The 26,829-nt window shown below is 59.3% G+C and carries 24 protein-coding genes; 6 read left to right on the top strand and 18 right to left on the bottom strand.

Annotation, left to right across the window (positions count from 1 at the left end; all coding sequences use genetic code 11):
- Window positions 1-121: 121 nt before the first annotated feature.
- The 3 genes from hda to KVG87_RS10990 form a co-directional block, all read right to left on the bottom strand.
- On the bottom strand, window positions 122-826 hold the full coding sequence (gene hda / locus KVG87_RS11000) for a DnaA regulatory inactivator Hda (RefSeq protein ID WP_007919828.1): 705 nt from the start codon (window positions 824-826) through the stop codon (window positions 122-124).
- Between the two features lie 206 nt (window positions 827-1,032).
- Complete coding sequence (locus KVG87_RS10995; protein ID WP_041479548.1) at window positions 1,033-2,106, bottom strand: AI-2E family transporter; 1,074 nt, start codon at window positions 2,104-2,106, stop codon at window positions 1,033-1,035.
- Between the two features lie 34 nt (window positions 2,107-2,140).
- A complete protein-coding gene (locus KVG87_RS10990) occupies window positions 2,141-3,199 on the bottom strand; it encodes a DUF2066 domain-containing protein (RefSeq protein ID WP_217850688.1) in 1,059 nt (352 codons plus the stop codon).
- A 373-nt stretch (window positions 3,200-3,572) separates the two neighbouring features.
- Here KVG87_RS10990 and purM point away from each other — a divergent pair, with 373 nt between their 5' ends.
- From purM to KVG87_RS10975, 3 genes are read left to right on the top strand one after another with little or no spacing between them, the layout of a single operon-like run.
- Window positions 3,573-4,631: a phosphoribosylformylglycinamidine cyclo-ligase gene (gene purM, locus KVG87_RS10985; protein ID WP_016773695.1), complete on the top strand. Its 1,059-nt coding sequence runs from the start codon at window positions 3,573-3,575 to the stop codon at window positions 4,629-4,631.
- A complete protein-coding gene (purN, locus tag KVG87_RS10980) occupies window positions 4,631-5,281 on the top strand; it encodes a phosphoribosylglycinamide formyltransferase (RefSeq protein ID WP_217850687.1) in 651 nt (216 codons plus the stop codon). Before purM ends, purN begins: the two co-directional genes overlap by 1 nt.
- 8 nt (window positions 5,282-5,289) lie before the next feature.
- A complete protein-coding gene (locus KVG87_RS10975; RefSeq protein WP_056783915.1) occupies window positions 5,290-6,003 on the top strand; it encodes a DUF3108 domain-containing protein in 714 nt (237 codons plus the stop codon).
- Window positions 6,004-6,194: 191 nt separating this feature from the next.
- Here KVG87_RS10975 and KVG87_RS10970 read toward each other — a convergent pair whose 3' ends face one another.
- Both KVG87_RS10970 and KVG87_RS10965 read right to left on the bottom strand, forming a co-directional pair.
- A complete protein-coding gene (locus tag KVG87_RS10970; protein ID WP_217850686.1) occupies window positions 6,195-7,820 on the bottom strand; it encodes a methyl-accepting chemotaxis protein in 1,626 nt (541 codons plus the stop codon).
- 138 nt (window positions 7,821-7,958) lie between these two features.
- Window positions 7,959-9,005 (bottom strand): amidohydrolase family protein, encoded by a 1,047-nt coding sequence (locus KVG87_RS10965; RefSeq protein ID WP_217850685.1) that lies wholly within the window; start codon window positions 9,003-9,005, stop codon window positions 7,959-7,961.
- A 129-nt stretch (window positions 9,006-9,134) separates the two neighbouring features.
- Here KVG87_RS10965 and KVG87_RS10960 point away from each other — a divergent pair, with 129 nt between their 5' ends.
- Together KVG87_RS10960 and KVG87_RS10955 are read left to right on the top strand one after the other, a co-directional pair.
- Window positions 9,135-9,551, top strand: a complete 417-nt coding sequence (locus tag KVG87_RS10960) for an OsmC family protein (RefSeq protein WP_016773690.1) — start codon at window positions 9,135-9,137, stop codon at window positions 9,549-9,551.
- 61 nt (window positions 9,552-9,612) lie between these two features.
- Window positions 9,613-10,476, top strand: coding sequence for a pirin family protein (locus tag KVG87_RS10955; protein WP_217850684.1), 864 nt, complete (start codon window positions 9,613-9,615; stop codon window positions 10,474-10,476).
- Window positions 10,477-10,613: 137 nt separating this feature from the next.
- Here the strand turns inward: KVG87_RS10955 and KVG87_RS10950 are convergent, their stop codons facing one another.
- From KVG87_RS10950 to KVG87_RS10935, 4 genes are all read right to left on the bottom strand, one after another.
- Window positions 10,614-11,342 carry a dienelactone hydrolase family protein gene (locus KVG87_RS10950; protein ID WP_122704671.1) on the bottom strand — a complete coding sequence of 243 codons (729 nt, stop codon included), beginning with the start codon at window positions 11,340-11,342 and terminating at the stop codon, window positions 10,614-10,616.
- 69 nt (window positions 11,343-11,411) lie between these two features.
- On the bottom strand, window positions 11,412-13,316 hold the full coding sequence (gene htpG, locus KVG87_RS10945) for a molecular chaperone HtpG (RefSeq protein ID WP_042607640.1): 1,905 nt from the start codon (window positions 13,314-13,316) through the stop codon (window positions 11,412-11,414).
- A gap of 82 nt (window positions 13,317-13,398) precedes the next feature.
- Window positions 13,399-13,851 carry a PaaI family thioesterase gene (locus KVG87_RS10940; RefSeq protein WP_041479556.1) on the bottom strand — a complete coding sequence of 151 codons (453 nt, stop codon included), beginning with the start codon at window positions 13,849-13,851 and terminating at the stop codon, window positions 13,399-13,401.
- Complete coding sequence (locus KVG87_RS10935; protein WP_024012154.1) at window positions 13,848-14,324, bottom strand: PaaI family thioesterase; 477 nt, start codon at window positions 14,322-14,324, stop codon at window positions 13,848-13,850. The genes KVG87_RS10940 and KVG87_RS10935 overlap by 4 nt, the downstream gene beginning before the upstream one ends.
- Before the next feature lie 158 nt (window positions 14,325-14,482).
- Between KVG87_RS10935 and KVG87_RS10930 the strand changes: the two genes are divergently transcribed.
- Window positions 14,483-14,719, top strand: coding sequence for a hypothetical protein (locus KVG87_RS10930; protein WP_007959016.1), 237 nt, complete (start codon window positions 14,483-14,485; stop codon window positions 14,717-14,719).
- A gap of 61 nt (window positions 14,720-14,780) precedes the next feature.
- Here KVG87_RS10930 and KVG87_RS10925 read toward each other — a convergent pair whose 3' ends face one another.
- The 9 genes from KVG87_RS10925 to KVG87_RS10885 form a co-directional block, all read right to left on the bottom strand.
- Window positions 14,781-15,182, bottom strand: a complete 402-nt coding sequence (locus KVG87_RS10925; protein WP_056783897.1) for an MAPEG family protein — start codon at window positions 15,180-15,182, stop codon at window positions 14,781-14,783.
- Complete coding sequence (locus tag KVG87_RS10920) at window positions 15,182-15,919, bottom strand: DUF599 domain-containing protein (RefSeq protein WP_217850682.1); 738 nt, start codon at window positions 15,917-15,919, stop codon at window positions 15,182-15,184. The genes KVG87_RS10925 and KVG87_RS10920 overlap by 1 nt, the downstream gene beginning before the upstream one ends.
- 266 nt (window positions 15,920-16,185) lie before the next feature.
- Window positions 16,186-17,499, bottom strand: coding sequence for a branched-chain amino acid transport system II carrier protein (gene brnQ, locus KVG87_RS10915; RefSeq protein WP_016773681.1), 1,314 nt, complete (start codon window positions 17,497-17,499; stop codon window positions 16,186-16,188).
- A 482-nt stretch (window positions 17,500-17,981) separates the two neighbouring features.
- On the bottom strand, window positions 17,982-18,866 hold the full coding sequence (gene sucD, locus KVG87_RS10910; RefSeq protein WP_016773680.1) for a succinate--CoA ligase subunit alpha: 885 nt from the start codon (window positions 18,864-18,866) through the stop codon (window positions 17,982-17,984).
- The gene (gene sucC, locus KVG87_RS10905; RefSeq protein ID WP_016773679.1) at window positions 18,866-20,032 is read right to left on the bottom strand and encodes an ADP-forming succinate--CoA ligase subunit beta; all 1,167 of its coding nucleotides are present in this window, start codon (window positions 20,030-20,032) and stop codon (window positions 18,866-18,868) included. Before sucC ends, sucD begins: the two co-directional genes overlap by 1 nt.
- Before the next feature lie 182 nt (window positions 20,033-20,214).
- Window positions 20,215-21,651: a dihydrolipoyl dehydrogenase gene (gene lpdA, locus KVG87_RS10900; protein WP_016773678.1), complete on the bottom strand. Its 1,437-nt coding sequence runs from the start codon at window positions 21,649-21,651 to the stop codon at window positions 20,215-20,217.
- Window positions 21,652-21,759: 108 nt separating this feature from the next.
- A complete protein-coding gene (gene odhB, locus KVG87_RS10895; RefSeq protein ID WP_217850680.1) occupies window positions 21,760-22,986 on the bottom strand; it encodes a 2-oxoglutarate dehydrogenase complex dihydrolipoyllysine-residue succinyltransferase in 1,227 nt (408 codons plus the stop codon).
- A gap of 44 nt (window positions 22,987-23,030) precedes the next feature.
- A complete protein-coding gene (locus KVG87_RS10890) occupies window positions 23,031-25,862 on the bottom strand; it encodes a 2-oxoglutarate dehydrogenase E1 component (protein ID WP_076566671.1) in 2,832 nt (943 codons plus the stop codon).
- A gap of 251 nt (window positions 25,863-26,113) precedes the next feature.
- Window positions 26,114-26,818 carry a succinate dehydrogenase iron-sulfur subunit gene (locus tag KVG87_RS10885; RefSeq protein WP_016773675.1) on the bottom strand — a complete coding sequence of 235 codons (705 nt, stop codon included), beginning with the start codon at window positions 26,816-26,818 and terminating at the stop codon, window positions 26,114-26,116.
- Window positions 26,819-26,829: the final 11 nt, after the last annotated feature.

The following is a 26,829-nucleotide window of genomic DNA, read 5'->3' as shown; positions in this document are numbered from 1 at the left end:
AATCGAACTTTATGTGACTTCCCGGTTTCGCGTTTACATCTAAGCGCGTAATTCGCCTGGCCGGTGGATCGCCGCAAATAAGCGGGTTTTCTGGCGCCTGAAAGCTGGCAAAAGCCCACTACTACCAGCCCAGAGTTTCCTTGAGAAAGGGAATGGTCAGCTTGCGTTGCGCCTGCAATGAAGCCTGATCAAGCTGCTCGAGCAGATCGAACAGCGCGCTCATGCTGCGCGTGCCGCGAGTGAGAATGAAGTGCCCGACTTCATCGGTCAGGTGCAACCCACGACGTGACGCGCGCAATTGCAGCGCACGCAATTTGTCTTCATCGGAGAGGGGGCGCATCTGGAAGATCAGCGCCAGGGTCAGGCGCGATTTAAGGTCGGCGAGCTTCACTGGCAATTCGCGCGGCGAAGTGGACGCGGCGATCAGCAGGCGCCGACCGCTGTCACGCAGACGATTGAATAGATGGAACATTGCCTCTTCCCAGTCCGCCTTGCCGGCAATTACCTGCAAGTCATCCAGGCAGACGAGTTCGTACTGTTCGAGGTTGTCGAGGATTTCCACGCCGCGATCCATCAACTCGGCCAGCGGCAGATACACCGCCGGTTCGCCCATCTGCTCGAAGCGCAGGCACGCGGCCTGCAACAGATGCGTGCGCCCGACGCCGTGCTTGCCCCACAGATAGATCAGGCTCTCCGTCCACCCGGCGTCGGCTTCGCAGAGACGCTCGACATAGCCGAGTGCAGCGGCATTGGCGCCTGGGTAGTAGTTGATGAAGGTGGCGTCGTCACGCAGACGCACACCTAGGGGCAGCTGAATCGGTTTCATGCTGACTGAACAGTTCTCAAAGGAACCGTTAGTGGCCTCTGTGTAAAGTTGGCGAAGTTTATACCCGTGAGGCTGAGCGCACAATGCGACAGACCCCAAGCAAAATCAAAGGTTTGCGTTGACGCAGCGGTTTGATGACAGACTCTCTGGCGCCCTCGCTCGCACGAAACGGGCCAGCCCGGCCAAGCGCCGGGCCGCCCGCGCCATCACAGCTCAGGTTCGTCAACGCCGCTATAGATCCCGGAATCCTTATACAAGTCGTGGACATGACGCACCAGCACCATGATCACCGCCGCCACTGGCAACGCCAGCAGCACGCCGGTGAAACCGAACAGCTCGCCACCCGCGAGGATCGCGAAGATCACCGCCACCGGGTGCAGGCCGATGCGATCCCCGACCAGGAGCGGCGTCAAGACCATGCCTTCCAGTGCCTGACCGACCATGAACACCGCGACGATCCCGACCATCGGGTACAGATCGCCACCGAACTGGAACAATCCGGCGATCAGCGCCGCACCAATGCCGATGACAAAACCCATGTACGGCACGATCGCCGCGAGACCGGCAATCAGGCCGATCAACAGCCCCAGCTCCAGACCGACGATCATCAGGCCAGCCGCGTAAATCACCCCCAACGCAACCATCACCAGCAACTGCCCGCGCACAAACGCGCCGAGCACTTCGTGGCACTCGCCCGCCAGCGAAACCACGCGCTCTTCGCGATCACGGGGCAACAGGCTGCGGATCTTGCCCATCATCACGTCCCAGTCGCGCAACAGATAGAAGCTCACCACCGGAATCAGCACCAGATTCGCCAGCCAGCCGATCAGCGCCAGGCTCGACGCCGTCGCCTGACTCAGCACCACACCGACGATGTCGGTGGTCTGGCCCATGTGCTCGCTGATCGCAGCTTTGACTTTATCGAACTTCCAGAAGCCGTCCGACAGCCCCAGTTTCGCTTGCGCCCACGGTACAGCGGTGTGCTGCAACCAGTCGAGCATCTGCGGCGCCAGCTCGTACAAACGCAGCAACTGCTTGGCGAGCATCGGTACCAGCACCAGCATCAACGCCGTGACGATCAAGGTGAACAAGGCAAACACGGCAATCACGCCCCAGGTTCGCGACAACCCGAGCCGCTCCAGACGATCCACCAGCGGATCGAACAGATAAGCCAGCAACAACGCGACCAGAAACGGCGTGAGGATCGGATGCAGCAACCATACAAACGCGCAAAGCAGGACTACCCCACCGAGCCAGAACCAACGCCGCGTATCGGCCATTTACCACTCCTGATGCTTCTATATAAGGAAAGACTTACCAGCGAAACCGCAACGACGGTGCCGCCGCTGCCGGGGTTGGCGCTGCCACCGCAGGCGCACCATCCGCCGCTGGCTGGGCAGGCGCCACCGGGGCCGGCGCTTCGACCGGCAGTTCCTGCAACTTCGCCAGCGACAATTGCGCGCGCAATTGATCGACGCTGCCATTGACCCGGTAGACGATGCGATCACCCTGCACGCTTTGCAGACGCACGCCGAACGGTTCGAGTAACCGCAGCAGCGCCGCATAGTGCTCCAGATTCATGCCCTGCACTTCCAGCGTCTGCTGACCCGACGCGCCGGGCTTGGCGACAAATCGCGGCGCCAGACGCTCGGCTACCGCCAGCATCACCGCATCGGCAACAGCTGCCTGATCGGCGCCCTGCACGCTGCCGGCCTCTTTCTGATCACCGAGCCACAAGCGCCATTTTGCCTGCCACTGCCCGCCCACTTCGCGGGCATGCACCGCCAGCAAGGCGTCGGCGCTGTAGCGTTCCGAAGCACTGCGCAGGGGCGCGGGATCAGCGCTTTCCAGCGCAGGTGCGGTGGCGACCAGTTGCTCGCTGAGATCAGCCAGGGGCAAGCGCAGGGGCAAACCGCGATGTTGCGCGGCCGTGCGCAACATCGCGGCTGCGGCCTGACCATCACCGACCAAGCTCGCACCTTCAGTTGAATCGTTCAGCCACCAGCCGAGGATCGACGGCCGACTGGCGCCCCACACCGGCAACCCGGCCCGACGCAAGGCCTGCTCGGTGGTTGCCGGATCGAAATCGACTTTCAGCACTTCCGGTGGCCCGGCATCGAAACCGAACTGGCTGATGATCTGCTGCGGGTCCTTGCGGATCGGCGCCAGCCCCGGGTTCTGCGCGGCTTTCGGGTCGCCGGTCAGGCGCAGCACCAGGGTATCGAGCGCTGCCTGCGTGGCGCGATCGCGCTCTTCCGGCGCCTGGCCGTTGACCGGCTGACGCACCTGATACAGGCCTTTGAGGTTTTCGGCATGGCTCGCCAGGCTGACCAGCGTCAGGCAGCCTACAAATAACAATTTACAAAAACGCATGGAAAATTCCCGTCGACAGGAGCGGCTGGAACACGCCGCGTGAACCGGTTGAGCAAGGCTGTGACCCCCACCTCTTGCAAAACATTCACACGGTGGCGGTAAGTTTTTGCACAGTCCTAACGATAGACGGTTAATCGCCACACCTTATACAGGCAGTCATACCCTGCGATTGCAAAAAATTTCCGCCGATATGGCCCTGCCCGTCGGTGCGAGGATGGCCGCTGCCCCTCAAGCCTGATAAAATCGCGCGCCTTCGCAGACCGGCAACAGCCGGGCCCCTCGAAACTCGCGTGAGGCGATCGCCCATCGAGTTCGATGTTCCCGCTGAACTCGGTCGTTACCCCCTGAATCCCCTCCCCTAAAGGCCTGGATCATGAGCAAGCAACCCTCCCTGAGCTACAAGGACGCCGGTGTAGACATCGACGCCGGTGAAGCATTGGTCGAACGCATCAAGAGCGTCGCCAAGCGCACTGCGCGCCCGGAAGTCATGGGCGGCCTGGGCGGTTTCGGCGCCCTCTGCGAAATCCCGGCCGGCTACAAGCAGCCAGTGCTGGTCTCCGGCACCGACGGCGTCGGCACCAAGCTGCGTCTGGCGCTGAACCTGAACAAGCACGACAGCATCGGCATCGACCTGGTCGCCATGTGCGTCAACGATCTGGTGGTGTGCGGCGCCGAGCCGCTGTTCTTCCTCGACTACTACGCCACCGGCAAACTGAATGTCGACACCGCTGCCCAAGTGGTTACCGGCATCGGCGCTGGCTGCGAACTGTCGGGTTGCTCGCTGGTTGGCGGCGAAACCGCTGAAATGCCAGGCATGTACGAAGGCGAAGACTACGACCTGGCCGGCTTCTGCGTCGGCGTGGTGGAAAAAGCGGAAATCATCGACGGCTCGAAAGTCGCCACCGGTGACGCCCTGATCGCCCTGCCATCGTCCGGCCCGCACTCCAACGGCTACTCGCTGATCCGCAAGATCATCGAAGTCTCCGGCGCCGACATCGAAAACACCCAGCTCGACGGCAAACCGCTGACCGACCTACTGATGGCCCCGACCCGCATCTACGTCAAGCCACTGCTCAAGCTGATCAAGGACACTGGCGCTGTGAAGGCCATGGCCCACATCACCGGTGGCGGTCTGCTCGACAACATTCCGCGCGTACTGCCAAAAGGCGCTCAGGCTGTAGTTGATGTGGCCAGCTGGACTCGCCCGGCAGTGTTCGACTGGCTGCAAGAGAAAGGCAACGTTGATGAAACCGAAATGCACCGCGTGCTCAACTGCGGCGTTGGCATGGTCATCTGCGTGGCTCAGGAGCACGTCGAAGTGGCCCTGAACACTCTGCGTGACGCTGGCGAGCAGCCTTGGGTCATCGGTCAGATCGCCGTGGCCGCCGAGGGCGCTGCGCAGGTCGAGCTGAAGAACCTCAAGGCTCACTGATGCCAAAGTCCTGTGATGTCGTGGTGCTGTTGTCCGGCACCGGCAGTAACTTGCAGGCTCTGATCGACAGCACGCGGACCGGCGACAGCCCGGTCCGCATCGCTGCGGTGATTTCCAACCGCGCCGACGCCTACGGCCTGCAACGCGCCCGCGACGCGGGTATCGCCACCCGCTCGCTGGATCACAAGGCATTCGAGGGCCGCGAGGCCTTCGATGCCGCGCTGATCGAACTGATCGACCAATTCAACCCCGAACTCGTGGTGCTGGCCGGCTTCATGCGCATTCTCAGCGCTGATTTCGTGCGCCACTATCAGGGTCGCCTGCTCAACATCCACCCGTCGCTGCTGCCCAAATACAAAGGGTTACACACTCATCAGCGCGCGCTGGAGGCCGGCGATACGGAACATGGCTGCTCCGTGCACTTCGTCACCGAGGAACTCGATGGCGGACCACTGGTCGTACAAGCAGTATTACCGGTAGAGTTGCACGACACGCCGCAGAGTCTGGCGCAACGAGTCCACGCTCAGGAACACCTGATCTACCCGATGGCAGTACGCTGGTTTGCCGAAGGCAGGCTGACACTCGGTGACCAGGGCGCTTTACTCGACGGCCAGTTACTCGCCGCCAGCGGCCACTTGATTCGACACTAGGAGATATTATGCGTCGCGCCCTGCTCTTCGCTTGCGCTCTGCTCGCCCTGCCCTTCGCGCAGGCAGCGGACCTTCAACCGTTCTCCGCCAGCTACACCGCCGACTGGAAGCAGCTGCCCATGAGCGGCACCGCCGAACGCAGCCTGACCAAGGAAGCCGACGGCGTCTGGAAGCTCAGCTTCAAGGCCTCGATGATGATCGCCAGCCTGACGGAAGAAAGCACCCTGAAGCTGGACAAGGACACCCTGCTGCCGCAGTCCTACCACTTTGAACGTGGTGGTCTGGGCAAAGCGAAAAAAGCTGATCTGGACTTCGACTGGGCCAATAAACTGGTGACCGGCACCGACCGTGGCGACGCGGTGAAGATCCCGCTGAACCGCGGCATGGTCGACAAGTCGACCTATCAACTGGCGCTGCAGCACGACGTTGCCGCCGGCAAGAAAAGCATGAGCTATCAGGTGGTTGATGATGGCGAAGTCGATACCTATGACTTCCGCGTGCTGGGTTCGGAAAAGGTCGACACCAAGGCCGGCCAGATCGACGCTATCAAGGTCGAGCGCGTGCGCGACCCGACGCAAAGCAAGCGCATCACCGTGCTGTGGTTCGCCAAGGATTGGGACTACCTGCTGGTGCGCCTGCAACAGGTCGAGACTGACGGCAAGGAGTACAACATCATGCTCCAGGACGGTACGGTCAACGGCAAGACCGTCAAAGGCAGCTGATCGACCGCAACAAAAAAGAGCCCCGCGAATGCGGGGCTTTTTAATGTCCGCAGTTTTCGCAAACACACCAATCCCTGTGGGAGCGAGCCTGCTCGCGAAGACGTCTGCTCAGCCAACCTTTTCAGTGCCCAACACTGCGCTTTCGCGAGCAGGCTCGCTCCCACAGGTTTTAATTGCAGTCGATTGCGCGGTCAGACAGAAAACCGCGCCACCATCCCGTTCAGATCCACCGCCAACTTCGACAATTCCTGACTCGCCGCACTGGTCTGATTGGCGCCCGCCGATGTCTGCATCGCCAGATCACGAATATTCATCAGATTGCGATCCACCTCGCGCGCCACTGCTGCCTGCTCTTCCGAGGCGCTGGCGATGACCAGATTGCGCTCGTTGATCAAGGTAAACGCCGAGGCAATTTCCTCCAGGGCCGAGCCTGCGCTCTTCGCCAGCTCAAGGGTCGAGCGTGCCCGAGAATTGCTCTGCTGCATCGAGCTGACCGCCGAATCGGTGCCCTGCTGGATCCCGCCGATCATCTGCTCGATTTCCTGGGTCGACTGTTGAGTGCGATGCGCCAAAGCCCGCACTTCATCTGCCACTACCGCAAAACCACGCCCGGCATCACCGGCGCGCGCAGCTTCGATCGCAGCGTTGAGTGCGAGCAGATTGGTCTGTTCGGCAATCGAGCGAATCACATCCAGCACTTTGCTGATGCCATGAACCTTTTGCGCCAGCGCCTCGACTTGCGCGGCATTGTTGGTGACATCGCCGGCGAGAAACTCGATCGACGTCACCGTCTGCTGCACTTGCTCGCGCCCTTGCCGGGCGATACGGTCGGATTCGCGGGAAGCTTCGGAGGTGGCCACGGCGTTGTTCGCCACCTCCTCCACCGCTGCTGTCATCTGGTTGACCGCTGTGGCGGCCTGCTCGATTTCCTGACTCTGCTGATGCAAGCCGCGAGTGGCGTCTTCGGTGACGCTGCTGAGTTCTTCGGCAGCCGAGGCCAACTGGGTGGACGACTCGGAGATGCGCCGGATCGTGTCGCGCAGATTGTGCTGCATGCTTTTCAGCGCTTGCAGCAGGCGCGCTGGCTCGTCTTTGCCAGTGATGTGAATGTCACCGGTCAAATCCCCACCGGCCACCACTTCAGCCACGCTGAGTGATTGCGACAATGGCACGACAATGCTGCGCGTCAGCAGCAATGCCAGGCCAATGGTAATCAGCGCAGCCATGGCGATCATTACTCCGACCCACAGTCGCGATTGTTTGAACACCAGCCGCGCGGCCTCAGTGGCCAGACCGGCATTCTGTTTATTCAACTCGACCAGCTCACGCAGAGTAGCGGCGATTTCATCGGCCAGCGGGCTCATCTGATCATTGAGAATCGTCGCAGCCTCAGCGACCCGATTCTGCGCCGACAGCTGTAGGACTTGTGCCTGAAGCTCAAGGTATTTGTGCTCGGTGCCCTTGAAGCGTTCGAACAATACGCGCTCTTCAGGCAGCACGATCAGACCGTCATAACGCTGCTGCGCTTCGCTCAAGCCACTGCGCAGCTCGTCGAGCTTGGCGATATTCTGCTCCAGTGCCTTGGGGTCACGGTTGAGTAACAGGCGCATGGTCAAGGCACGCAGGCGCAGCATGTCCTGACTCATTTCACCGACCGCCATCACGCTTGGCAGCCAGTTGTTGTCGACTTCATCGGACTGCGCACGCATGTTCGACATTTGCAGCAAGGCGAACGCCCCGAGGGCAAACACCATCAAGGCCAGCAGGCCGAAACCGAGACCGGCGCGCGGGGCAATATTGAGACTACGGATATTCATCACTCTGGCTCCTTCCAAAAGCGCTGCATCAGCCTGCAGCGGGTTGCTTTAGAAGGTATCGGCATTGCCCTGAAATTGCGTAAGACGAAAAGGCGATAGGCGGACGAGCGGCTAGTCCGAACCCTTGGCTGTGACGTTTCAGCGCGGAGCAGCGGGTTTTTCTGTGTTGCGCGGCAATATCGCCAGGAAGTTATCCCGCGCGACTTTGCGCGCCACCCCTTCCGGCAAAGCATCGAGAAACGGCTTGTAGCTGTGCATTTCCTGACCGAGCTTATTGAACCGTCCTACCACGTCAGAGCCGAGCATGAAGCGCTCTGGGTACTTTTCCACCAGCGCCAGCCATTCGGCGCGCGGCTTGCCCTGCTCGTCCAGCAGATACGGCGTGAGCATGCTCCACGACAGGTCGATAAACAGATTCGGATAAGCCTCAAGCATGCGCGTCAGGGTTGGCAGGAGAAACGGCAACTGGGTCTGATGCCGATGGATCTCGGCGCTGGTGCCGGCATGCGCCCAGATGAATCGCGTGTGCGGATGGTTGCGCAGCGGCTCTTCAACTTCCTTCAGGTACAGCGGATTTTTCTCACGCTTGGAAGTGATGTTGGAATGCAGCATCACCGGCAGATCGTTTTCCGCAGCGAGGTGATAGATCTTGGTCATTGCCTCGTTGTTCGCTCGAGGCGTGTCGCCGGAGGTCAGCGCGGTCAGGTCATCGTGCCGGGTGAACACCTCGCCGATGCCCTGCCACAACCCCGGATACAGGTCGAGCATGCGCTGGATGTGCGCGGCGGAATTCTTGTCATTGGGATTGAAGCCGGACAGGAACGGATGAAAGTACTGGCGCTGCTCCGGCGCAAGCTTTTCCACCGCGTCGGCAACGATCACGTCAGTGGCGCTGTACCAATAGGCATCGGCGTCATCGCCGGCGTAGTAGCGCGGACGCTTGGGTTCGTCTTCGTGCCATTTCTTCGCCACGGGAATGCCGGAAATCATCACGTGCTCGATGGAATTGTCCTTCATGGCCGTGAGCAATTTCTGCATGCCGGCGCTTTCCTGGAAAAAATCCACGTAATGCAGGTGCGCATCGCTGTAGGTGTATTCGCGGGCACTGGCGCTGCCAGCGAACAGCAGCAGACAGGCAAGACTCAGACGAGACAAGGACACAAGTAATCTCCGGCAGATGGGCATAGCCTAGACCGCGCCCGAACGACAAGGGTTCATCCCTGCCGAAAAGCGGAACGCCCACTGCCGGGAATGCTCTATAACTGCAAGGTCTGCTTTGATCGAACGATTTTTCCTGCCGCCTGTGAGGTTTCCATGACTGTTACCGTCAATACCGTCTCTGCCGAAGGTTTTCGTCACACCGTCCAGATCGACGACCACGAATTGTTTGCCGATGTACCGAAAACCGCCGGGGGTGAAGGCACCGCGCCAGAGCCACACGATTACTTCGACGCTGCGCTGGGCGCCTGCAAAGCGCTGACCGTGAAAATGTATGCGAAGAAAAAAGACATCCCGCTGACCGGCGTGGGAGTCGAAGTGAAGCGCGACAACAGCCAGGAACAGAAAGGCAAATACGCCCTGCATGTCACCCTGACGCTCAAAGGCGTGCTGACTGACGCCCAGCGCGAGGAACTGCTGCGTGTGGCCGATCGCTGCCCGATTCACAAATTGATGACCACCAGCGAAGTCAGCATCGAAACCCACGCACCACAAGGCTTCGACAGCCAATAATCCTCCTGATGCCAGCGGCGGGTTATGCTTCTGGCATCACCCGCTCAGCCTGGAATGCACCATGGACACGCCACTCCTGATCATCCGCCCGCGCGCCGAAGACGTCGAAGGCCAGCCGATTCTGCGCCCGCTGCCGTCAGCCAAATGCCGCAACGTCGGGCCTTTCGTGTTTTTCGACCACATGCTCGAGACGATTTATCCGACGGGTAAAGGCATGGATATCCGACAGCATCCGCACATTGGTCTGTCGACGCTTACCTATCTGTTCGAAGGGCAATTGCAGCACAAGGACAGCCTGGGCTCCGATCAGGTGGTCGGCGCCGGCGATGTCAGCTGGATGACCGCTGGCAGCGCCATCGCCCACGTCGAGCGTACGCCTGGGCCACTGCTCGCCGAGACCTTCACTTTGCACGGCCTGCAAGTCTGGCTGGCCTCGCCCAAGGCACACGAAGAAGGCCCTGGGCATTACAGTCATCATCCGGCAGCGACGTTGCCGGTCAGCGATAACCTCGGCGTGCAGATTCGCATGATTGCCGGGTCAGGCTTTTGCCTGGAATCGCCGGTCCCGGTGCTTTCTCCTACGCTGTATGCCGAAGTGAAGATGCAGACCGCGACCACATTGCTGATTCCCACCGAGCATGAAGAACGCGCGGTGTATGTGTTGAGCGGTGATGCGCAGTTGAATGGCGAGGCGATCGAGCCGCATGCGCTGGTGGTGTTGCCAGCCGGCGAAGAGACGAGCCTGTTTGCCGAAAGCGATGTGCACGCAGTGGTGTTCGGCGGCGCGGCGCTGGACGGTCCGAGGCGGATCAACTGGAATTTTGTTGCAAGCGATCCGGCGGCGATTGATGAGGCACGGCGCAAGTGGGCGGCCGGGGATTGGCCGACGGTGCCGGGGGAAGTCGAGCGGATCGAACTACCCTGAGATTTGTAGAGGGCCTCAGTCAGTCTTCGCGAGCAGGCTCGCTCCCACAGTGGTTAGTGATGCATTCCCTGTGGGAGCGAGCCTGCTCGCGAAGAGGCCAGATCAGACACCGATCAAGTCAGCGCCTGAAAACTGACTCAGCCGTTGAACACTTCATCCAGCAAATCATGCATCGACTTGAACGCGCGCTTGGCGGTCTTTTCGTCGTACATCATCTTGCCCGGTACGTTGGCATGCGGATCGGTAAACGAGTGCACCGCACCGCCATAGCTGAGCAGTTGCCAGTCGACCTTCGCCGCGTTCATTTCATCTTCGAACGCTGGCAGTTGCTCCTTCGGCACTAGCGGATCGGACGCGCCATGCAGCACCAGCACCGAGCCCTTGATGTTCTGCGCATCCGCCGGGTTCGGCGAATCCAGCGTGCCGTGGAACGACACCGCCGCTTTTACCGGCGCGCCGGTGCGCGCCAGATCCAGCGCACAGCAACCGCCGAAGCAGAAACCGAACACCGCCAGTTTCGAAGTATCCACCGTGGCTTCGCCCTGGCTCTGCAATTGCTCGAAAGCCACTTGCAGACGTTTGCGCAGCAGCGCGCGGTCGTCCTTGAGCGGCATCATTGCTGCCAGCGCCTCGTCTGCGTTCTGCGGACGTACGCTCTGGCCGTAGACATCCGCGATCAGCACCACGTAACCCTTTGCCGCTACCGCTTTGGCGATGTCTTCGGCACCGGCGCTGACGCCCATCCAGTTCGGCGCCATCAGCAAACCCGGGCGCGCAGCCTTGTGCTCGGCGTCGAACGCCAGGCGACCTTCATAGGCCTGGCCGTCAATCTGATAGACCACGGAACGTACAGTGACTTGGCTCATTTCTGACTCCTGATTGAGTAAACACCAGAACGAAAAAACCCGCCGAAGCGGGTTTTTCCTACAACGTGATCAAACCGACAGTTCAACCAGCAGCTTGTTCAGCCGGCGCACATAAGCGGCCGGATCCTTCAAGCTGTCGCCCGCCGCCAGGGCGGCCTGATCGAAGAGGATGTGCGACAGATCGCCAAAACGCTCTTCGCTCTGCTCGCCATCGAGTTTCTCGATCAGCGGGTGGCTCGGGTTGAATTCGAAGATCGGCTTCGAATCCGGGACTTTCTGCCCGCTGGCTTCGAGAATCTGGCGCATTTGCAGACCCAGATCCTGTTCGCCGATGGCCAGAATGGCCGGCGAATCGGTCAGACGATGAGATACGCGGACTTCAGCCACGGAATCACCCAGCGCAGTTTTCAGGCGCTCGACCAGACCCTCTTTGGACTTGGCGACTTCTTCAGCGGCTTTCTTGTCCTCTTCCGAGTCCAGGTTGCCCAGATCGAGGTCACCGCGCGCCACGTCGACAAACGTCTTGCCGTCGAATTCGCTGAGGTAGCTCATCAGCCACTCGTCGATGCGATCGGTCAGCAGCAGCACTTCGATGCCTTTCTTGCGGAAGACTTCCAGGTGCGGGCTGTTCTTGACCTGCGCGTAGGTTTCGCCGGTGAGGTAGTAGATCTTGTCCTGACCTTCCTTGGCGCGGGCCAGGTAGTCAGCCAGACCGACAACCTGCTCGCCGTCGTCGCCCTGGGTCGATGCGAAACGCAGCAGACCGGCAATCTTCTCTTTGTTGGCGAAATCTTCTGCCGGGCCTTCTTTCATGACCTGACCGAAGTTCTTCCAGAAGCCCTTGTATTGCTCAGGCTCGTTCTTCGCCAGTTTTTCCAGCATGTCGAGCACACGCTTGGTCAGCGCGGTTTTCATCGAGTCTATGATCGGGTCTTTCTGCAGGATCTCACGCGACACGTTCAGCGACAGGTCGTTGGAATCGACCACGCCTTTGATGAAGCGCAGGTACAGCGGCAGGAACGACTCGGCCTGATCCATCACAAACACACGCTGCACGTACAGCTTCAGGCCTTTCGGCGCTTCACGCTGGTACAGGTCGAACGGTGCGCGGGCCGGCACGTACAGCAGCGAGCTGTACTCGAGCTTGCCTTCAACCTTGTTGTGGCTCCACGACAGCGGATTCTCGAAGTCGTGAGCGATGTGTTTGTAGAACTCCTGGTATTCCTCGTCCTTGACTTCAGTGCGCGGACGGGTCCACAGGGCGCTGGCGCGGTTGACGGTTTCCCATTCAACGGCTGGAGCCTCTTCGCCTTCGGCCGGAGTGACTTCCTTCGGCAGTTCGATCGGCAAAGCAATGTGGTCGGAGTACTTCTTGATGATGTTGCGCAGACGCCAGCCATCCGCGAATTCGTCTTCGCCGGATTTCAGGTGCAGGACGATGCGGGTGCCGCGCTCTGGCTTGTCGATGGTGGCGACTTCGAACTCGCCCTCGCCTTTCGACGACCAGTGCACGCCTTCGCTGGCATCGGTGCCGGCGCGACGGCTGTAAACGTCAACCTTGTCGGCAACGATGAAGGCCGAGTAGAAGCCGACACCGAACTGGCCAATCAGGTGCGAATCTTTCTTCTGATCGCCGGACAGGTTTTTCATGAAATCGGCGGTGCCGGATTTGGCGATGGTACCCAGGTGGGTGATCACATCGTCACGGTTCATGCCGATACCGTTGTCTTCGAGAGTGACGGTCTTGGCGTCCTTGTCGAAGCTCACACGGATTTTCAGGTCAGCACCACCTTCGAGCAACTCAGGCTTGGCCAGGGCTTCGAAGCGCAGCTTGTCGACAGCGTCAGAGGCGTTCGAGATCAATTCGCGAAGGAAAATTTCCTTATTCGAATACAGCGAATGGATCATGAGGTGCAGCAGCTGCTTTACCTCGGTCTGGAAGCCCAGGGTTTCCTTTTGAGTTTCCACACTCATGGTCATCAAACTCCAATCAGATGGCAGTGGCCGCGACCCGAAATGGTCTGCGGCGGGTTGTCATCTGAGTTGGGGGCGCTGCTCAGGATTTCAAGGGCTCATCAATTTTGAAGTGCGCGCGGGCGGTGGCGATCGGTTCGCCCTCGGTACTCTGCCAGGCAGTTACCGCTACGTTAGCGACGCGACGGCCCTGACGGCAGACCTGACACCTGGCCCAAGTGTCGCGAAACTGCCCGGCGCGCAGGTAATCGAGGGAAAAATCGATGATCTTCGGCACACCCGGCGTGCCGGTGAAAATCAGCAGATGCAGGGCTGCGGCCAGCTCCATGAAGCCGGCAATCACCCCGCCGTGGATCGCCGGCAATAAAGGGTTACCAATGTTGTCCTTGTTCGCCGGCAGCTTGAACAGCAACTCATCGCCGACTCGCGAGCACTCGATACCGATCAGCCCGGCATAAGGAATCAACGCCAGCAGCGGCGTGTAATCGCCCTGCGCGTGGGCCTGTTGCAGCTGCTCCCTGAGATCGTTGCTCATTGGCTCGCTCCCTTGATCGCGCCCGCGAAACCTTTGCTGCCCTTCAGGCCGATGCCCATGCGCATGAATGTGCCGACGACGTGGGCAATCGGTTGCTCGGGATCGTCCTGGTAGGCAAAACCACGGGCAAAGATCACGTCGGTGGTGACGCGGTAGCACTGGGCAAATCCGTACACGGCTTTGTTCGGTTCAGCGGCGTGCATGTAGTCGATGCGCAGATCGAGGGTCGGACAGACTTCGAACTCCGGCAGCACGCACAGTGTCGACATGCCGCAGGCGGTGTCCATCAGCGAAGTGATGGCGCCGCCATGAATGACTCCGGTTTCGGGATTGCCGACGATTTTTTCGCTGTACGGCAGGATCACCGTCAGCCCTTCGCTGGAGGCACTGTGCACCTGCAGACCGAGGACCTGACAGTGGCGCAATGCCGATAAAAAGCGCGTCGCGCGCTCAAAAACGGGGTTTTCGGCCATGTGATAATTACTCGCGTTTGGGCCTTGTGCCAGTAGTGAGAAAAGCGGCAAAAGTTCCGTGATAAAACAAACTTATATATCTGAAACAATTGAGGAACTTAACCCGTAGCGCCGAGTTCTTAAGGCCAGTAGTTATTTTCCATAAGGAGATACACCCCATGCGTAAGACTTTAGCTATTGCCTTGATGTTGACCGCTTCCCTCGGTCTCGCTGCCTGCGATAAAAAATCCGAGGACAAAGCTCAAGATGCAAACCAACATGCTGAGCAAGCTCAGCAAGACATGAACAAAGCTCAGGATAAAGTGAACGACGCAGCAAAAGAAAACGCCGAAGCTGCCAAAGCTCAGGCTGAATCGAACGCCGCTGCTCAAGAAGAAGCCGCCAAAAAGCAATAAGCTTTGTGGTGTGAAAGAAAACCCGCCAAGTGCGGGTTTTCTTTTGCCTGCGATTTACCGATTAGAGCAACACGGTTCTAAAAGTCGGACTAATCATCAGCAACAGCGAACAGATGAAGCCAACTAGCCACATCAGGCTGCGCAACTTCGCCAGATCGGCCAGATAGAACCACAGATAGAAAATCCGCGAGATCACGAAGATGATCGCCAGCGCATCGATCAGCCAACCCGCGGTTTGCGTGGTATGCGCCATCAGCACGCCGACGGCGAAGAGGATGAAGGCTTCGATGCTGTTCTGATGGGCCGCCAGCGCCCTCGCACCGAAGCCGGTCAACTGCGCCTGCTGCTGCCGCGGCAAGTGATTGTCATACCCGCCCTGCTCTTTCATGGCCTTGGCCACCGGCATACGCGCCACGTAGATCAATAAAGCACTGATAAACACACACCAGAACGGAATACTCATCAAACAGCCTCTTTGTTCGCCTCAGGGACGGGCGCCTCTGTAGGGGTATAGACCATGACATCGAGAACGTCGGAATGAAACTCGCGGCGATACAAAACCACCACGACTCCCGCGCTCATGATCATGAACAGCCACGGGCTGACGAACCACGCCAGCATGCTCATGCCGAAGTAATAAGAACGCAGGCCGAAGTTGAACTGGTTGGCCGCCATCGAAATCACCCGCGCCGCCCGTGAAGCGAAGGCTTTGCGTTCCTGCTCGGTCACTTGGCGCTCGCCGATCATCGGCGCTGAACCGACCAGAATCGCCGCGAAGTTGTACTGACGCATGCACCAGCTGAACGTGAAGAACGCATAGACGAACACCAGTGCCAGGCACAGCAACTTGATCTCCGACATGCCCTGCGACGCCTGCTGCACCATCGGAATATCCGCCAACAACGACACGGCTCGGTCGGACGCACCGAGCACGGTGAGGATACCGGCAAGGATGATCAGCGTGCTGGAGGCGAAGAACGACGCGTTGCGCTCCAGATTGCCGATCACGCTGGCATCGGCGATGCGGTTGTCACGCAGCAGCATGCGGCGCATCCAGTCTTCGCGGTAAAGGTGCAACACACTGGCCAGACACGCCGTATCACGGGCCTTCCAGGTGGCATAACGGGTGTAACCGCCCCAGCAGACGACGAACCAGACGGCGGCGAGCAAGTGGCTCAGATTGGCTTGGATGAACGACATGCAATTCCTTGTGAAATGTGATCACGGTATGAATGACCTGTGGGAGCGAGCCTGCTCGCGAAAGCGGCGTACCACGCAACATTCATGGCGGCTGACACAACGCATTCGCGAGCAGGCTCGCTCCCACGTAACGATTTCGGCAACCCTTCGACGTTAGTTCAGGGAAAAAGACACTGCCTCACGCGCATAAAAAATGCCCCGTATCGATTGATACGGGGCATTTCTGTTTAACCGTGCCTGACCCGCTTGTGGCGGGTCACATCACGTCAGGCAGTCACTTCGCTGCGCTTGCCCAGCAGGCGATCACAGACCACGGCGACCACCAGGGTCATCACGCATGGCACCAGCCATGCCAGCCCTTGCTCGCTCAGCGGCAGATGGGTCAGCTGAGTTGGCATCCAGTCGGCCAGACCAGCGCCTTTCAGGGCGTCGATGGTGCCGAAAACGAAGGAAACCAGCATCACCGGCCCAAGAATGCGCCCGTGCTCATGCCAGAAATCCTTGCAGAAGCTCAGTGCGACCAGAACGATGCACGGCGGGTAGATCGCGGTGAGTACCGGAATCGAGAAGGCGATCAGTTTGGTCAGACCGAGGTTGGAGACCAGCAGCGAAAACGCTGCGAGGATAATCACCAGCGTCTTGTAGGACAGCGGCAGCACACGGCTGAAGTATTCAGCACAGGCACAGGTCAGACCGACCGCCGTGACCAGACACGCCAGCGAGATCAGCACCGCAAGGAAACCACTGCCCAGCGAACCGAAGGTGTGCTGCACGTAAGCATGCAACACCGCCGCGCCGTTGGTGGCGCCGACTGCGACTTCATGGCTGCCGGACCCGAGGCGGAACAGGCTGACGTAGACCAGTGCCAGACCCACGCCGGCAATCAGCCCGGCAATGATCGCGTAACGGGTGATCAGCGCCGGCGACTCGACGCCACGGGAGCGGATCGCGTTGACGATAACGATGCCGAATACCAGTGCGCCGAGGGTATCCATGGTCAGGTAACCATTGATGAAGCCCTGAGAGAACGGTGCCGCCACATATTCCGGTGTGCCGTGACCGATGTCACCCGCCGGCAAGGCGAACGCGGCGATGCCCAGTACTGCCAGTGCAATGATTTTCAGCGGCGCGAGGAAACGGCCCACGGTATCCAGCAACCGCCCAGGGTAGAGCGAAATGAAGAACACCAGCAGGAAGTACACCGAGCTGTAGAGGAACAGCGCCAGCGGGCTTTCACCGGTCAATGGCGCCAGACCTACCTCGAAGGATACGGTCGCGGTACGCGGGGTGGCGAACAGCGGACCCACGGCCAAGTAGCATGCCGCCGCGAGGATACCGCCGGCGATCTTGCCGATCGGGCTGCTCAGCGCATCCATCGCACCGCCGACCTTGGCCAGCGCCACCACGGTGACCACCGGCAAACCAACGGCGGTAATCAGGAAGCCCAGTGCGGCCATCCAGACGTGAGGCCCGGCCTGCAAGCCGACGATCGGCGGGAAAATGATGTTACCGGCCCCGACAAACAGGGCAAACGTCATAAAACCAAGTGCCAGGATGTCCTGACCTTTCAAAACTTTCATTAAGGTAATACCACACTACTGAAATCGGAATTTAGAGGGGGATTGCCCTGTTGGATTAGGGAAATGCTGTCGATCCGTATGGGACTGACCCTTAAAGCGCGTAGCTGCCTTGTGGGCGGCGGACGCAAAAATGGCGGCCAGCCTAACGAATTTGGCTGACAAACGCACTGTTGGAGGGCGAACTATCCGATACGCGACGTTTCAGTGTCGCGTTTACATATCTATTTTTCATACAGAGAACCTGTATTCATCACAGCAAACCTGTGGCGAGGGGATTTATCCCCGTTGGACTGCGCAGCAGTCCCAAAGAATCCGAGCTGGAACTGCCTGACTGATCATGGTCGCTAGCATGGGGGCCGCTTCGCAGCCCAGCGGGGATAAATCCCCTCGTCACTACAGCTCTCAAAATTCTCATACGCCAGGAACGACAAAGGCCACCCGAAGGTGGCCTTTGTTGCTGGAGCTAAAAAGTCAGCCGAAGCTTACTTCTTCACTTCCCAGCCAGTCAGCTCGGCCAGGGCCTTGCCGATGTCTGCCAGCGAACGCACGGTTTTTACGCCTGCGTCTTGCAGCGCAGCGAATTTCTCGTCTGCAGTGCCTTTGCCGCCAGAGATGATTGCGCCAGCATGGCCCATGCGCTTGCCCGGAGGAGCAGTCACACCAGCGATGTAGGAAACAACCGGCTTGGTCACGTTAGCCTTGATGTAGGCAGCCGCTTCTTCTTCAGCCGAACCGCCGATCTCGCCGATCATCACGATCGCCTCGGTCTTCGGGTCTTCCTGGAACAGCTTCAGGATGTCGATGAAGTTCGAACCCGGGATCGGGTCACCGCCGATGCCGACGCAAGTCGACTGACCGAAACCGGCGTCAGTGGTCTGCTTCACAGCTTCGTAGGTCAGGGTGCCGGAACGCGAAACGATACCGACCTTGCCTGGCAAGTGAATGTGACCTGGCATGATGCCGATCTTGCATTCGCCTGGGGTGATCACGCCTGGGCAGTTAGGGCCGATCAGGACTACGCCCAGCTCGTCGCACTTGACCTTGGCGTCCAGCATGTCCAGGGTAGGAATGCCTTCGGTGATGCAGACGATCAGCTTGATGCCGCCGAATGCCGCTTCCAGGATCGAGTCCTTGCAGAACGGAGCCGGAACGTAGATCACGCTGGCGGTAGCGCCAGTGGCAGCTACTGCGTCTTTTACGGTGTTGAACACTGGCAGACCCAGGTGCTCGGTGCCGCCTTTGCCTGGAGTTACGCCACCAACCATCTTGGTGCCGTATTCGATGGCTTGCTGGGTGTGGAAACTACCTTGCGAACCGGTAATACCCTGGCAGATAACTTTGGTGTCTTTGTTGATCAGGACGCTCATTATTTGCCCTCCGCAGCTTTGACAACTTGTTGAGCAGCGTCGGTCAGGCTGGTAGCAGCGATGATGTTCAAACCGCTTTCTGCAAGTACTTTAGCGCCCAGCTCAGCGTTGTTGCCTTCAAGGCGAACAACAACCGGGATTTTCACGCCGACTTCTTTCACGGCGCCGATGATGCCTTCGGCAATCATGTCGCAGCGAACGATGCCGCCGAAGATGTTGACCAGTACTGCCGCGACGTTCTGGTCGGACAGGATGATCTTGAACGCTTCAGTAACGCGTTCCTTGGTAGCGCCACCACCTACGTCGAGGAAGTTGGCTGGCTTGCCGCCATGCAGGTTGACGATGTCCATGGTACCCATGGCCAGACCGGCACCGTTGACCATGCAGCCGATGTTGCCTTCCAGGGCTACGTAGTTCAGTTCGAACTTGGCAGCGTGCGCTTCGCGCGGATCGTCCTGCGACGGATCGTGGAAAGCCTTCAGCTTAGGCTGACGGTACATGGCGTTGGCGTCGATGTTGATCTTCGCGTCGAGGCAGTGCAGATCGCCGTCAGCCTTGATCACCAGCGGGTTCACTTCCAGCAGAGCCAGGTCGTGGTCTTTGAACAGCTTGGCCAGACCTACGAAGATCTTGGCGAACTGAGTGACCTGCTTGCCTTCCAGACCCAGCTGGAATGCCAGCTCGCGACCCTGGGATGGCTGAGCGCCAACCAGTGGATCGATAGTGGCCTTGAGAATTTTTTCTGGAGTGTCGTGAGCGATTTTCTCGATGTCCACGCCACCTTCGGTGGAAGCCATGAACACGATGCGACGGCTCGAACGGTCAACGACAGCGCCCAGGTACAGCTCTTTAGCGATATCAGTGCACGATTCAACCAGGATCTTGGTGACTGGCTGGCCATTGGCGTCAGTCTGGTAAGTCACCAGACGCTTGCCCAGCCACTGCTGTGCGAAGGCTTTGGCGTCTTCTTTGCTGCGAACCAGCTTTACGCCGCCCGCTTTACCGCGACCACCGGCGTGAACCTGGGCTTTGACGACCCACTCGTTGCCACCGATTTTGTCGCAAGCTTCTGCTGCTGCTTCCGGGGTGTCTACTGCATAACCAGTGGAAACTGGCAGGCCGTATTCAGCGAACAGCTGCTTACCCTGATACTCGTGAAGATTCATGCTTTTTACCGTCTTCGTTAGGTACTGCGCATTCGGCGCTGCGCTCGTTTGAGTGCCGCGCCACCTGTGACTGCTGCTTGCGTAGCTGGGCTACGCAAGACTGCGTCCGGCGGACATTCCGCGGTGAGTCTTGCTCGCAAGGCTCACGACGGGCCGTTGCCGCCGTGGTTTCTTATTATGTCTTAACGCTTCTTGCGGTTGGCAATGTGAATGGCGCCGCCATTCACTGCCAGAGCAGCTTCGTGCAAGGCTTCGGACAGGGTCGGATGGGAGAAAACCATCATGCCCAGGTCTTCAGCGCTGGTGCCGAATTCCATACCGATCGCGCCCTGCTGAACCAGTTCTGCAGCGCTCGGGCCAATCACGTGCACGCCCAATACGCGGTCGGTCTTGGCATCGGCGATGACCTTGACGAAACCACCGGTATCGTTGGCAGCCATGGCACGGCCGGAAGCGGCGAACGGGAAGGTGCCGACGTTGACTTCAACGCCTTCGGCCTTCAGCGCCTGCTCGGTTTTGCCAACCCACGCGATTTCCGGGTGAGTATAAATAACCGAAGGGATCAAATCATAGTTCATCTGAGCCTTGTGGCCCTTGATGCGCTCGACAACCATGATGCCTTCTTCCGAAGCCTTGTGGGCCAGCATCATGCCGCGAACCACGTCACCGATGGCGAAGACGCCCGGTACAGCTGTGACGCAATGGTCATCGACCGCGATGAAACCGCGCTCGTCGATTTCCACGCCGCAGTCGGCAGACAGCAGATCAGTGGTCACCGGACGGCGACCAACGGCAACGATCAGCTTGTCGAAAGTGATGGTCTGTTCGCCGTTGGCATCGGTGTAGTTGACGACGACTTCTTCGCCGTTGACTTTCGAACCGGTAACGCGAGCGCCCAGCTTGATGTCCAGACCCTGTTTGGTCAGGGTTTTCAGCGCTTCCTTGGAAACAGCGGTGTCCGCTGCCATCAGGAAAGTGTCCAGCGCTTCGAGAACAGTCACTTCTGCACCCAGACGCGACCATACCGAACCCAGCTCCAGACCGATCACGCCAGCGCCGATCACGCCCAGACGTTTAGGTACGGACTGGAATTCCAGAGCGCCAGTCGAATCGACGATGACTTTCTGGTCAACCGGGGCCGGTGGAATGTCGATCGGACGCGAGCCTGGCGCGAGGATTACGTTTTCCGCTTCGATGACTTCAACCGAACCGTCCGGCTTGGTGACTTCGACTTTCTTGCCGGCCAGCAGCTTGCCGTGCCCCTGGATCGAAGTAACGCCGTTGGCCTTGAACAGGGTGGCAACGCCGCCAGTCAGGTTCTTGACGATGCCAGCCTTGCGGCCAACCATCGCAGCGACGTCCATTTTGACTTCGCCGGTCGAGATACCGTGAACGTTGAAGCTCTCTTTGGCTTCCTTGTATTTCCACGAGCTGTCGAGCAGCGCCTTGGAAGGAATGCAACCCACGTTCAGGCAGGTACCGCCCAGGGCTTGCTTGCCCTCTGCGTCGGTGTACTTCTCGATGCAGGCAGTGGTCAGGCCCAACTGAGCAGCCTTGATGGCCGCTACATAGCCACCAGGGCCGGCACCGATCACTACTACGTCAAATTTCTGCGACATTCAAAAAATCCTCTTTAGCAATAAAGCTACAAGCCGCAAGCTTCAAGCTGCAAGCCCACCCGCTCGCCTTGAGCTTGAGGCTTGTAGCTGAAAGCTTGCAGCTGCTTTTTAGATATCCAGCAACAGACGAGCCGGATCTTCCAGCAGGTTCTTGATGGTCACCAGGAAGGTCACAGCTTCTTTGCCATCGATCAGGCGGTGATCGTAGGACAGAGCCAGGTACATCATCGGACGGATCACGACCTGACCGTTGATGGCCATCGGACGCTGGATGATGTTGTGCATGCCCAGAATCGCTGCCTGCGGCGGGTTGACGATCGGCGTCGACATCATCGAACCGAAGGTACCACCGTTGGTGATGGTGAAGGTACCACCGGTCATCTCGTCCATCGACAGTTTGCCGTCACGGGCTTTCTTGCCAAATGTTGCGATGCCGCCTTCGATTTCAGCCAGGCTCATCAGCTCGGCGTTACGCAGAACCGGTACCACCAGACCACGGTCGCTGGAAACGGCAACGCCGATGTCCGCATAGCCGTGGTAAACGATGTCGCCGCCGTCGATCGACGCGTTGACAGCCGGGAAGCGTTTCAGCGCTTCGGTGGCCGCTTTCACGAAGAACGACATGAAGCCCAGGCGTACGCCGTTGTGGGACTTCTCGAACAGGTCCTTGTACTTCGAACGCAGGGCCATGACTTCGGTCATGTCGACTTCGTTGAACGTGGTCAGCATCGCCATGTTCGACTGGGCTTCAACCAGACGCTTGGCCACGGTGGCACGTACGCGAGTCATCGGTACGCGCTTCTCGATGCGGTCGCCGGCAGCGAACATAGGCGCAGCAGCCGAAGGAGCAGCAGCCTTGGCAGGTGCGGCGGCCGGAGCGGCTTTCTTGGCAGCAACCGCTGCTACCACGTCTTCCTTGGTCACACGACCGCCCTTGCCGGTGCCGGCAACGGAAGCGATGTTGATGCCGTTCTCTTCAGCCAGCTTGCGAGCGGCAGGAGCTGCAATCGGGTCATCTTCGCCATCGGCAGCAGCCGGTGCGGCAGCTGCAGTAGCAGCCGGAGCAGCAGCGGCGGCAGGAGCGGCAGCAGCAGCGCCGCCCTCTTCGATTGAGCCCAGGACCTGGTTCGACAGAACGGTAGCGCCCTCTTCGGCAACGATTGCGCCCAGCACGCCGTCTGCCTCAGCCAACACTTCGAGCACGACTTTGTCGGTTTCGATGTCGACGATCAGGTCGTCACGCTTGACGGCCTCACCTGGTTTCTTGTGCCAGGTGGCAACGGTGCCATCGGCAACCGATTCCGGGAATGACGGGGCTTTGATTTCGATAGCCATTATCTGTGGGTCCTTAAAATTCGGTTTCAGTCAGCGCGAAGGCGTTAAACAGTGAAAGCATCTTGCAGCAGTTTTTCCTGCTGCTCGGCGTGCATCGATGCGTAACCACAAGCTGGCGCAGCCGAAGCCTCACGGCCCGCGTACTCAAGTACGAGAGTCTTGTCGAGGTTGGCGATGCTGCGACGCAAGTGATGCTGGCTGCAGTACCAGGCACCCTGGTTCATCGGCTCTTCCTGACACCAAACGGCGTGTTTGACGTTGGTGTATGGAGCCAGGACTTCTTTCAAGTCGTCCTCAGGGAACGGATACAGCTGCTCGATACGCACGATGGCGATATCTTCGCGGCCTTCGGCACGGCGTTTTTCCAGCAGGTCGTAGTAGACCTTGCCGCTGCACAGAACCACGCGCTCGACCTTTTTCGGGTCCAGTGCGTCGATTTCCGGGATCACGGTCTGGAACGAACCTTCGGCCAGATCTTCCAGCGTCGAGATGGCCAGCTTGTGGCGCAGCAGCGACTTCGGCGTCAGCACGACCAGCGGCTTGCGCAGCGGACGGATCACCTGACGACGCAGCAAGTGGTAGATCTGTGCTGGCGTGGTCGGCATGCACACCTGAATGTTGTGCTCGGCGCACAGCTGCAGGTAACGCTCAAGACGAGCCGAGCTGTGCTCAGGGCCTTGGCCTTCGTAACCGTGTGGCAGCAGCATGGTCAGACCGCAGAGACGGCCCCACTTGTGCTCGCCGCTGGTGATGAACTGGTCGATCACGACCTGAGCACCGTTGGCGAAGTCGCCGAACTGGGCTTCCCAGATCACCAGCGCGTTTGGCGTGGTGGTCGAGTAACCGTATTCGAATGCCAGTACCGCTTCTTCCGAGAGGAACGAGTCGTACAGGTCGAAACGTGGCTGACCTTCGTACAGGTTCTGCAGCGGAATGTAGGTGCCCGCGTCTTTCTGGTTGTGCAACACAGCGTGACGGTGCGAGAACGTACCGCGGCCGATGTCCTGACCAGTCATGCGAATCGGGTGACCTTCGAACGCCAGGGTCGCGTACGCCATGGTTTCGGCGTAACCCCAGTTGATCGGCAGGCCGCCGGCTTGCATCTTCTGACGGTCTTCGTAGATCTTCGCGACCTGACGCTGAACCACGAAGCCTTCCGGAATTTCCAGCAGCTTGGCGGACAGTTCTTGCAGGGTCTTGAGATCGAAACGCGTGTCGTGACGCGCAGTCCAGGCGTGGCCCAGGTACGGACGCCAGTCGACGAACAGCTCTTTGTTCGGCTCTTTGACCAGCGATTTCACTACGTGCAGACCGTTGTCCAGCGCGTTGCGGTATTCGTCGACCTTGGCCTGAACGCGTTCAGCGTCAAGCACACCGGCCTGAGTCAGGCGATCAGCGTACAGCTCACGGGTGGTGCGCTGCTTGGTGATCTGCTGATACATCAGTGGCTGGGTGCCGCTTGGCTCGTCGGCCTCGTTGTGGCCGCGACGACGGTAGCAGACCAGATCGATCACCACGTCACGCTTGAACTGCATGCGGTAGTCGATGGCCAGTTGGGTCACGAACAGCACGGCTTCCGGATCATCACCATTCACATGGAGGATCGGCGCCTGGATCATCTTGGCAACGTCGGTGGCGTACTCGGTGGAGCGCGAGTCCAGCGGGTTGCTGATGGTGAAACCGACCTGGTTGTTGATCACGATGTGCACGGTACCGCCGGTCTTGAAACCGCGGGTCTGCGACATCTGGAAGGTTTCCATGACCACGCCCTGACCGGCGAATGCCGCGTCACCGTGGATGGAGATCGGCAGAACTTTCTCACCGGTCAGGTCGTTGCGACGGTCCTGACGGGCGCGCACCGAACCTTCAACCACCGGGGAAACGATTTCCAGGTGGGACGGGTTGAACGCCATGGCGAGGTGAACTTCACCGCCGGTGGTCATCACGTTGGACGAGAAGCCCTGGTGGTATTTAACGTCACCGGAACCCAGTTCGACCTTCTTCTTGCCTTCGAACTCGTCGAACAGCTCGCGCGGGTTCTTGCCGAAGGTGTTGACCAGTACGTTCAGACGGCCACGGTGGGCCATGCCGATGACGACTTCCTTGGTGCCGTACGAGCCGGAACGCTGGATCAGTTCGTCGAGCATCGGAATCAGGCTTTCGCCGCCTTCCAGACCGAAACGCTTGGTGCCCGGGTATTTGGTGCCGAGGTATTTTTCCAGGCCTTCACCGGCAGTCACGCGCTCAAGCAGGTGGCTCTTGATGTCGGCGGAGTACGTCGGACGGCCACGCACGCTTTCCAGACGCTGCTGGAACCACTGGCGCTGCTCGGAATCGGTGATGTGCGTGAATTCAGCGCCGATGGTGCGGCAATATGTCTGCTGCAACGCTTCGTGAATTTCGCGTAGGCTCGCTTCCTCTTTGCCGATGAACAGGTCGCCGGCACGGAAGGTCGTATCAAGATCGGCATTGGTCAAGCCGTAATGATTGATCGACAGGTCTGCAGGTGCAGGACGCTGCCACAGCCCCAGCGGGTCAAGCTGGGCTGCCTGGTGGCCACGCATACGGTAGGCCTGGATCAATCGCAGCACTTCAACTTGCTTCTTCTCGTGCTCACTGCTCACGCTGCCGGCGGAAACCGGTTGGGCGCGGCGCTGGTTCTTTGCCAGCAGCACGAAATGATCGCGAATCGTCGAGTGCGAAACATCAGTGGCAGAGTTGCCGTCGGCTGGCAACTTCTGAAAGTAGGTGCGCCACTCTTCTGGCACAGCGTTAGGGTCGTGCAGGTAGAGCTCATAAAGCTCTTCCACATAGGCAGCGTTTCCACCTGAAAGGTAGGCGCTGTTCCACATGCGCTGCATCACGCTTTCTTGCATGCTTGGTCACCCTCGGTTAGGGGAACACCATCGGTGTCGACACCGAGCAAACTTGCAGAAGTCCGAATGCAGCGACTAAAACAAGCCACCTAGGATCACACTGATAGTCCGGGTACCAGCCCGGATGCCCCTGCTTGTCTCATTTCTTCAAAAGAAGAGCTGCAGCTTATGGCTACGGCTCTGGTTATAGCCATGACGCGGGTTGAAGCCCGCGCCACAGCCTCTACGGTACAACGGTTACAGCAGCTGAATCACACGCCGCTCGAAAGCAGCATGTTACGGATGTGACCGATGGCCTTAGTCGGGTTCAGGCCTTTCGGACATACGTTGACGCAGTTCATGATGCCCCGGCAGCGGAAAACGCTGAACGGGTCGTCAAGTGAAGCCAGACGTTCGCTGGTCTTGGTGTCGCGGCTGTCTGCCAGGAAGCGGTAGGCTTGCAGCAGCGCAGCAGGACCCAGGAACTTGTCCGGGTTCCACCAGAAGGACGGGCAAGAGGTCGAGCAGCAGGCGCACAGGATGCACTCGTACAGACCGTCGAGCTTTTCGCGCTCTTCTGGCGACTGCAGACGCTCGATGGCCGGAGCCGGCGTGTCGTTCTGCAGGTAAGGCTTCACCTTCTCGTATTGCTTGTAGAAGATGCTCATATCGACGACCAGGTCACGGATAACCGGCAAACCTGGCAGCGGACGAACGATCAGCTTGTTGCCTTTTACAACGGCAGACAGCGGTGTGATGCAGGCCAGACCGTTCTTGCCGTTGATGTTCATGCCGTCGGAGCCGCAGACGCCTTCACGGCAGGAGCGACGATAGGAGAAACCTTCGTCCTGCTCTTTGATCAGGGCCAGCACGTCCAGCACCATCAGGTCTTTACCACCGGTATCGACCTGGAAATCCTGCATGAACGGCGCAGCGTCCTGATCAGGGTTGTAGCGATAAACACTGACTTGCAACATGGCGGTCACCC

The organism is Pseudomonas siliginis (assembly GCF_019145195.1).
GTDB classification, from domain to species: Bacteria; Pseudomonadota; Gammaproteobacteria; order Pseudomonadales; family Pseudomonadaceae; genus Aquipseudomonas; species Aquipseudomonas siliginis.
Note: the sequence above shows the minus strand (reverse complement) of the source record. Positions and strands in the feature narration are given on the sequence as shown.

Coding starts and splice junctions, on each gene's coding strand:
- odhB (WP_217850680.1), bottom strand. CDS start 22,986: ATGGCTATCGAAATCAAAGCCCCGTCATTCCCGGAATCGGTTGCCGAT.
- hda (WP_007919828.1), bottom strand. CDS start 826: ATGAAACCGATTCAGCTGCCCCTAGGTGTGCGTCTGCGTGACGACGCC.
- KVG87_RS10970 (WP_217850686.1), bottom strand. CDS start 7,820: ATGAATATCCGTAGTCTCAATATTGCCCCGCGCGCCGGTCTCGGTTTC.
- KVG87_RS10940 (WP_041479556.1), bottom strand. CDS start 13,851: ATGAGCAACGATCTCAGGGAGCAGCTGCAACAGGCCCACGCGCAGGGC.
- KVG87_RS10885 (WP_016773675.1), bottom strand. CDS start 26,818: ATGTTGCAAGTCAGTGTTTATCGCTACAACCCTGATCAGGACGCTGCG.
- KVG87_RS10960 (WP_016773690.1), top strand. CDS start 9,135: ATGACTGTTACCGTCAATACCGTCTCTGCCGAAGGTTTTCGTCACACC.
- purN (WP_217850687.1), top strand. CDS start 4,631: ATGCCAAAGTCCTGTGATGTCGTGGTGCTGTTGTCCGGCACCGGCAGT.
- KVG87_RS10935 (WP_024012154.1), bottom strand. CDS start 14,324: ATGGCCGAAAACCCCGTTTTTGAGCGCGCGACGCGCTTTTTATCGGCA.
- KVG87_RS10955 (WP_217850684.1), top strand. CDS start 9,613: ATGGACACGCCACTCCTGATCATCCGCCCGCGCGCCGAAGACGTCGAA.
- KVG87_RS10920 (WP_217850682.1), bottom strand. CDS start 15,919: ATGTCGTTCATCCAAGCCAATCTGAGCCACTTGCTCGCCGCCGTCTGG.
- KVG87_RS10995 (WP_041479548.1), bottom strand. CDS start 2,106: ATGGCCGATACGCGGCGTTGGTTCTGGCTCGGTGGGGTAGTCCTGCTT.
- KVG87_RS10890 (WP_076566671.1), bottom strand. CDS start 25,862: ATGCAAGAAAGCGTGATGCAGCGCATGTGGAACAGCGCCTACCTTTCA.
- htpG (WP_042607640.1), bottom strand. CDS start 13,316: ATGAGTGTGGAAACTCAAAAGGAAACCCTGGGCTTCCAGACCGAGGTA.
- KVG87_RS10950 (WP_122704671.1), bottom strand. CDS start 11,342: ATGAGCCAAGTCACTGTACGTTCCGTGGTCTATCAGATTGACGGCCAG.
- KVG87_RS10930 (WP_007959016.1), top strand. CDS start 14,483: ATGCGTAAGACTTTAGCTATTGCCTTGATGTTGACCGCTTCCCTCGGT.
- purM (WP_016773695.1), top strand. CDS start 3,573: ATGAGCAAGCAACCCTCCCTGAGCTACAAGGACGCCGGTGTAGACATC.
- lpdA (WP_016773678.1), bottom strand. CDS start 21,651: ATGTCGCAGAAATTTGACGTAGTAGTGATCGGTGCCGGCCCTGGTGGC.
- KVG87_RS10965 (WP_217850685.1), bottom strand. CDS start 9,005: ATGCCCATCTGCCGGAGATTACTTGTGTCCTTGTCTCGTCTGAGTCTT.
- brnQ (WP_016773681.1), bottom strand. CDS start 17,499: ATGAAAGTTTTGAAAGGTCAGGACATCCTGGCACTTGGTTTTATGACG.
- sucC (WP_016773679.1), bottom strand. CDS start 20,032: ATGAATCTTCACGAGTATCAGGGTAAGCAGCTGTTCGCTGAATACGGC.
- KVG87_RS10975 (WP_056783915.1), top strand. CDS start 5,290: ATGCGTCGCGCCCTGCTCTTCGCTTGCGCTCTGCTCGCCCTGCCCTTC.
- sucD (WP_016773680.1), bottom strand. CDS start 18,866: ATGAGCGTCCTGATCAACAAAGACACCAAAGTTATCTGCCAGGGTATT.
- KVG87_RS10990 (WP_217850688.1), bottom strand. CDS start 3,199: ATGCGTTTTTGTAAATTGTTATTTGTAGGCTGCCTGACGCTGGTCAGC.
- KVG87_RS10925 (WP_056783897.1), bottom strand. CDS start 15,182: ATGAGTATTCCGTTCTGGTGTGTGTTTATCAGTGCTTTATTGATCTAC.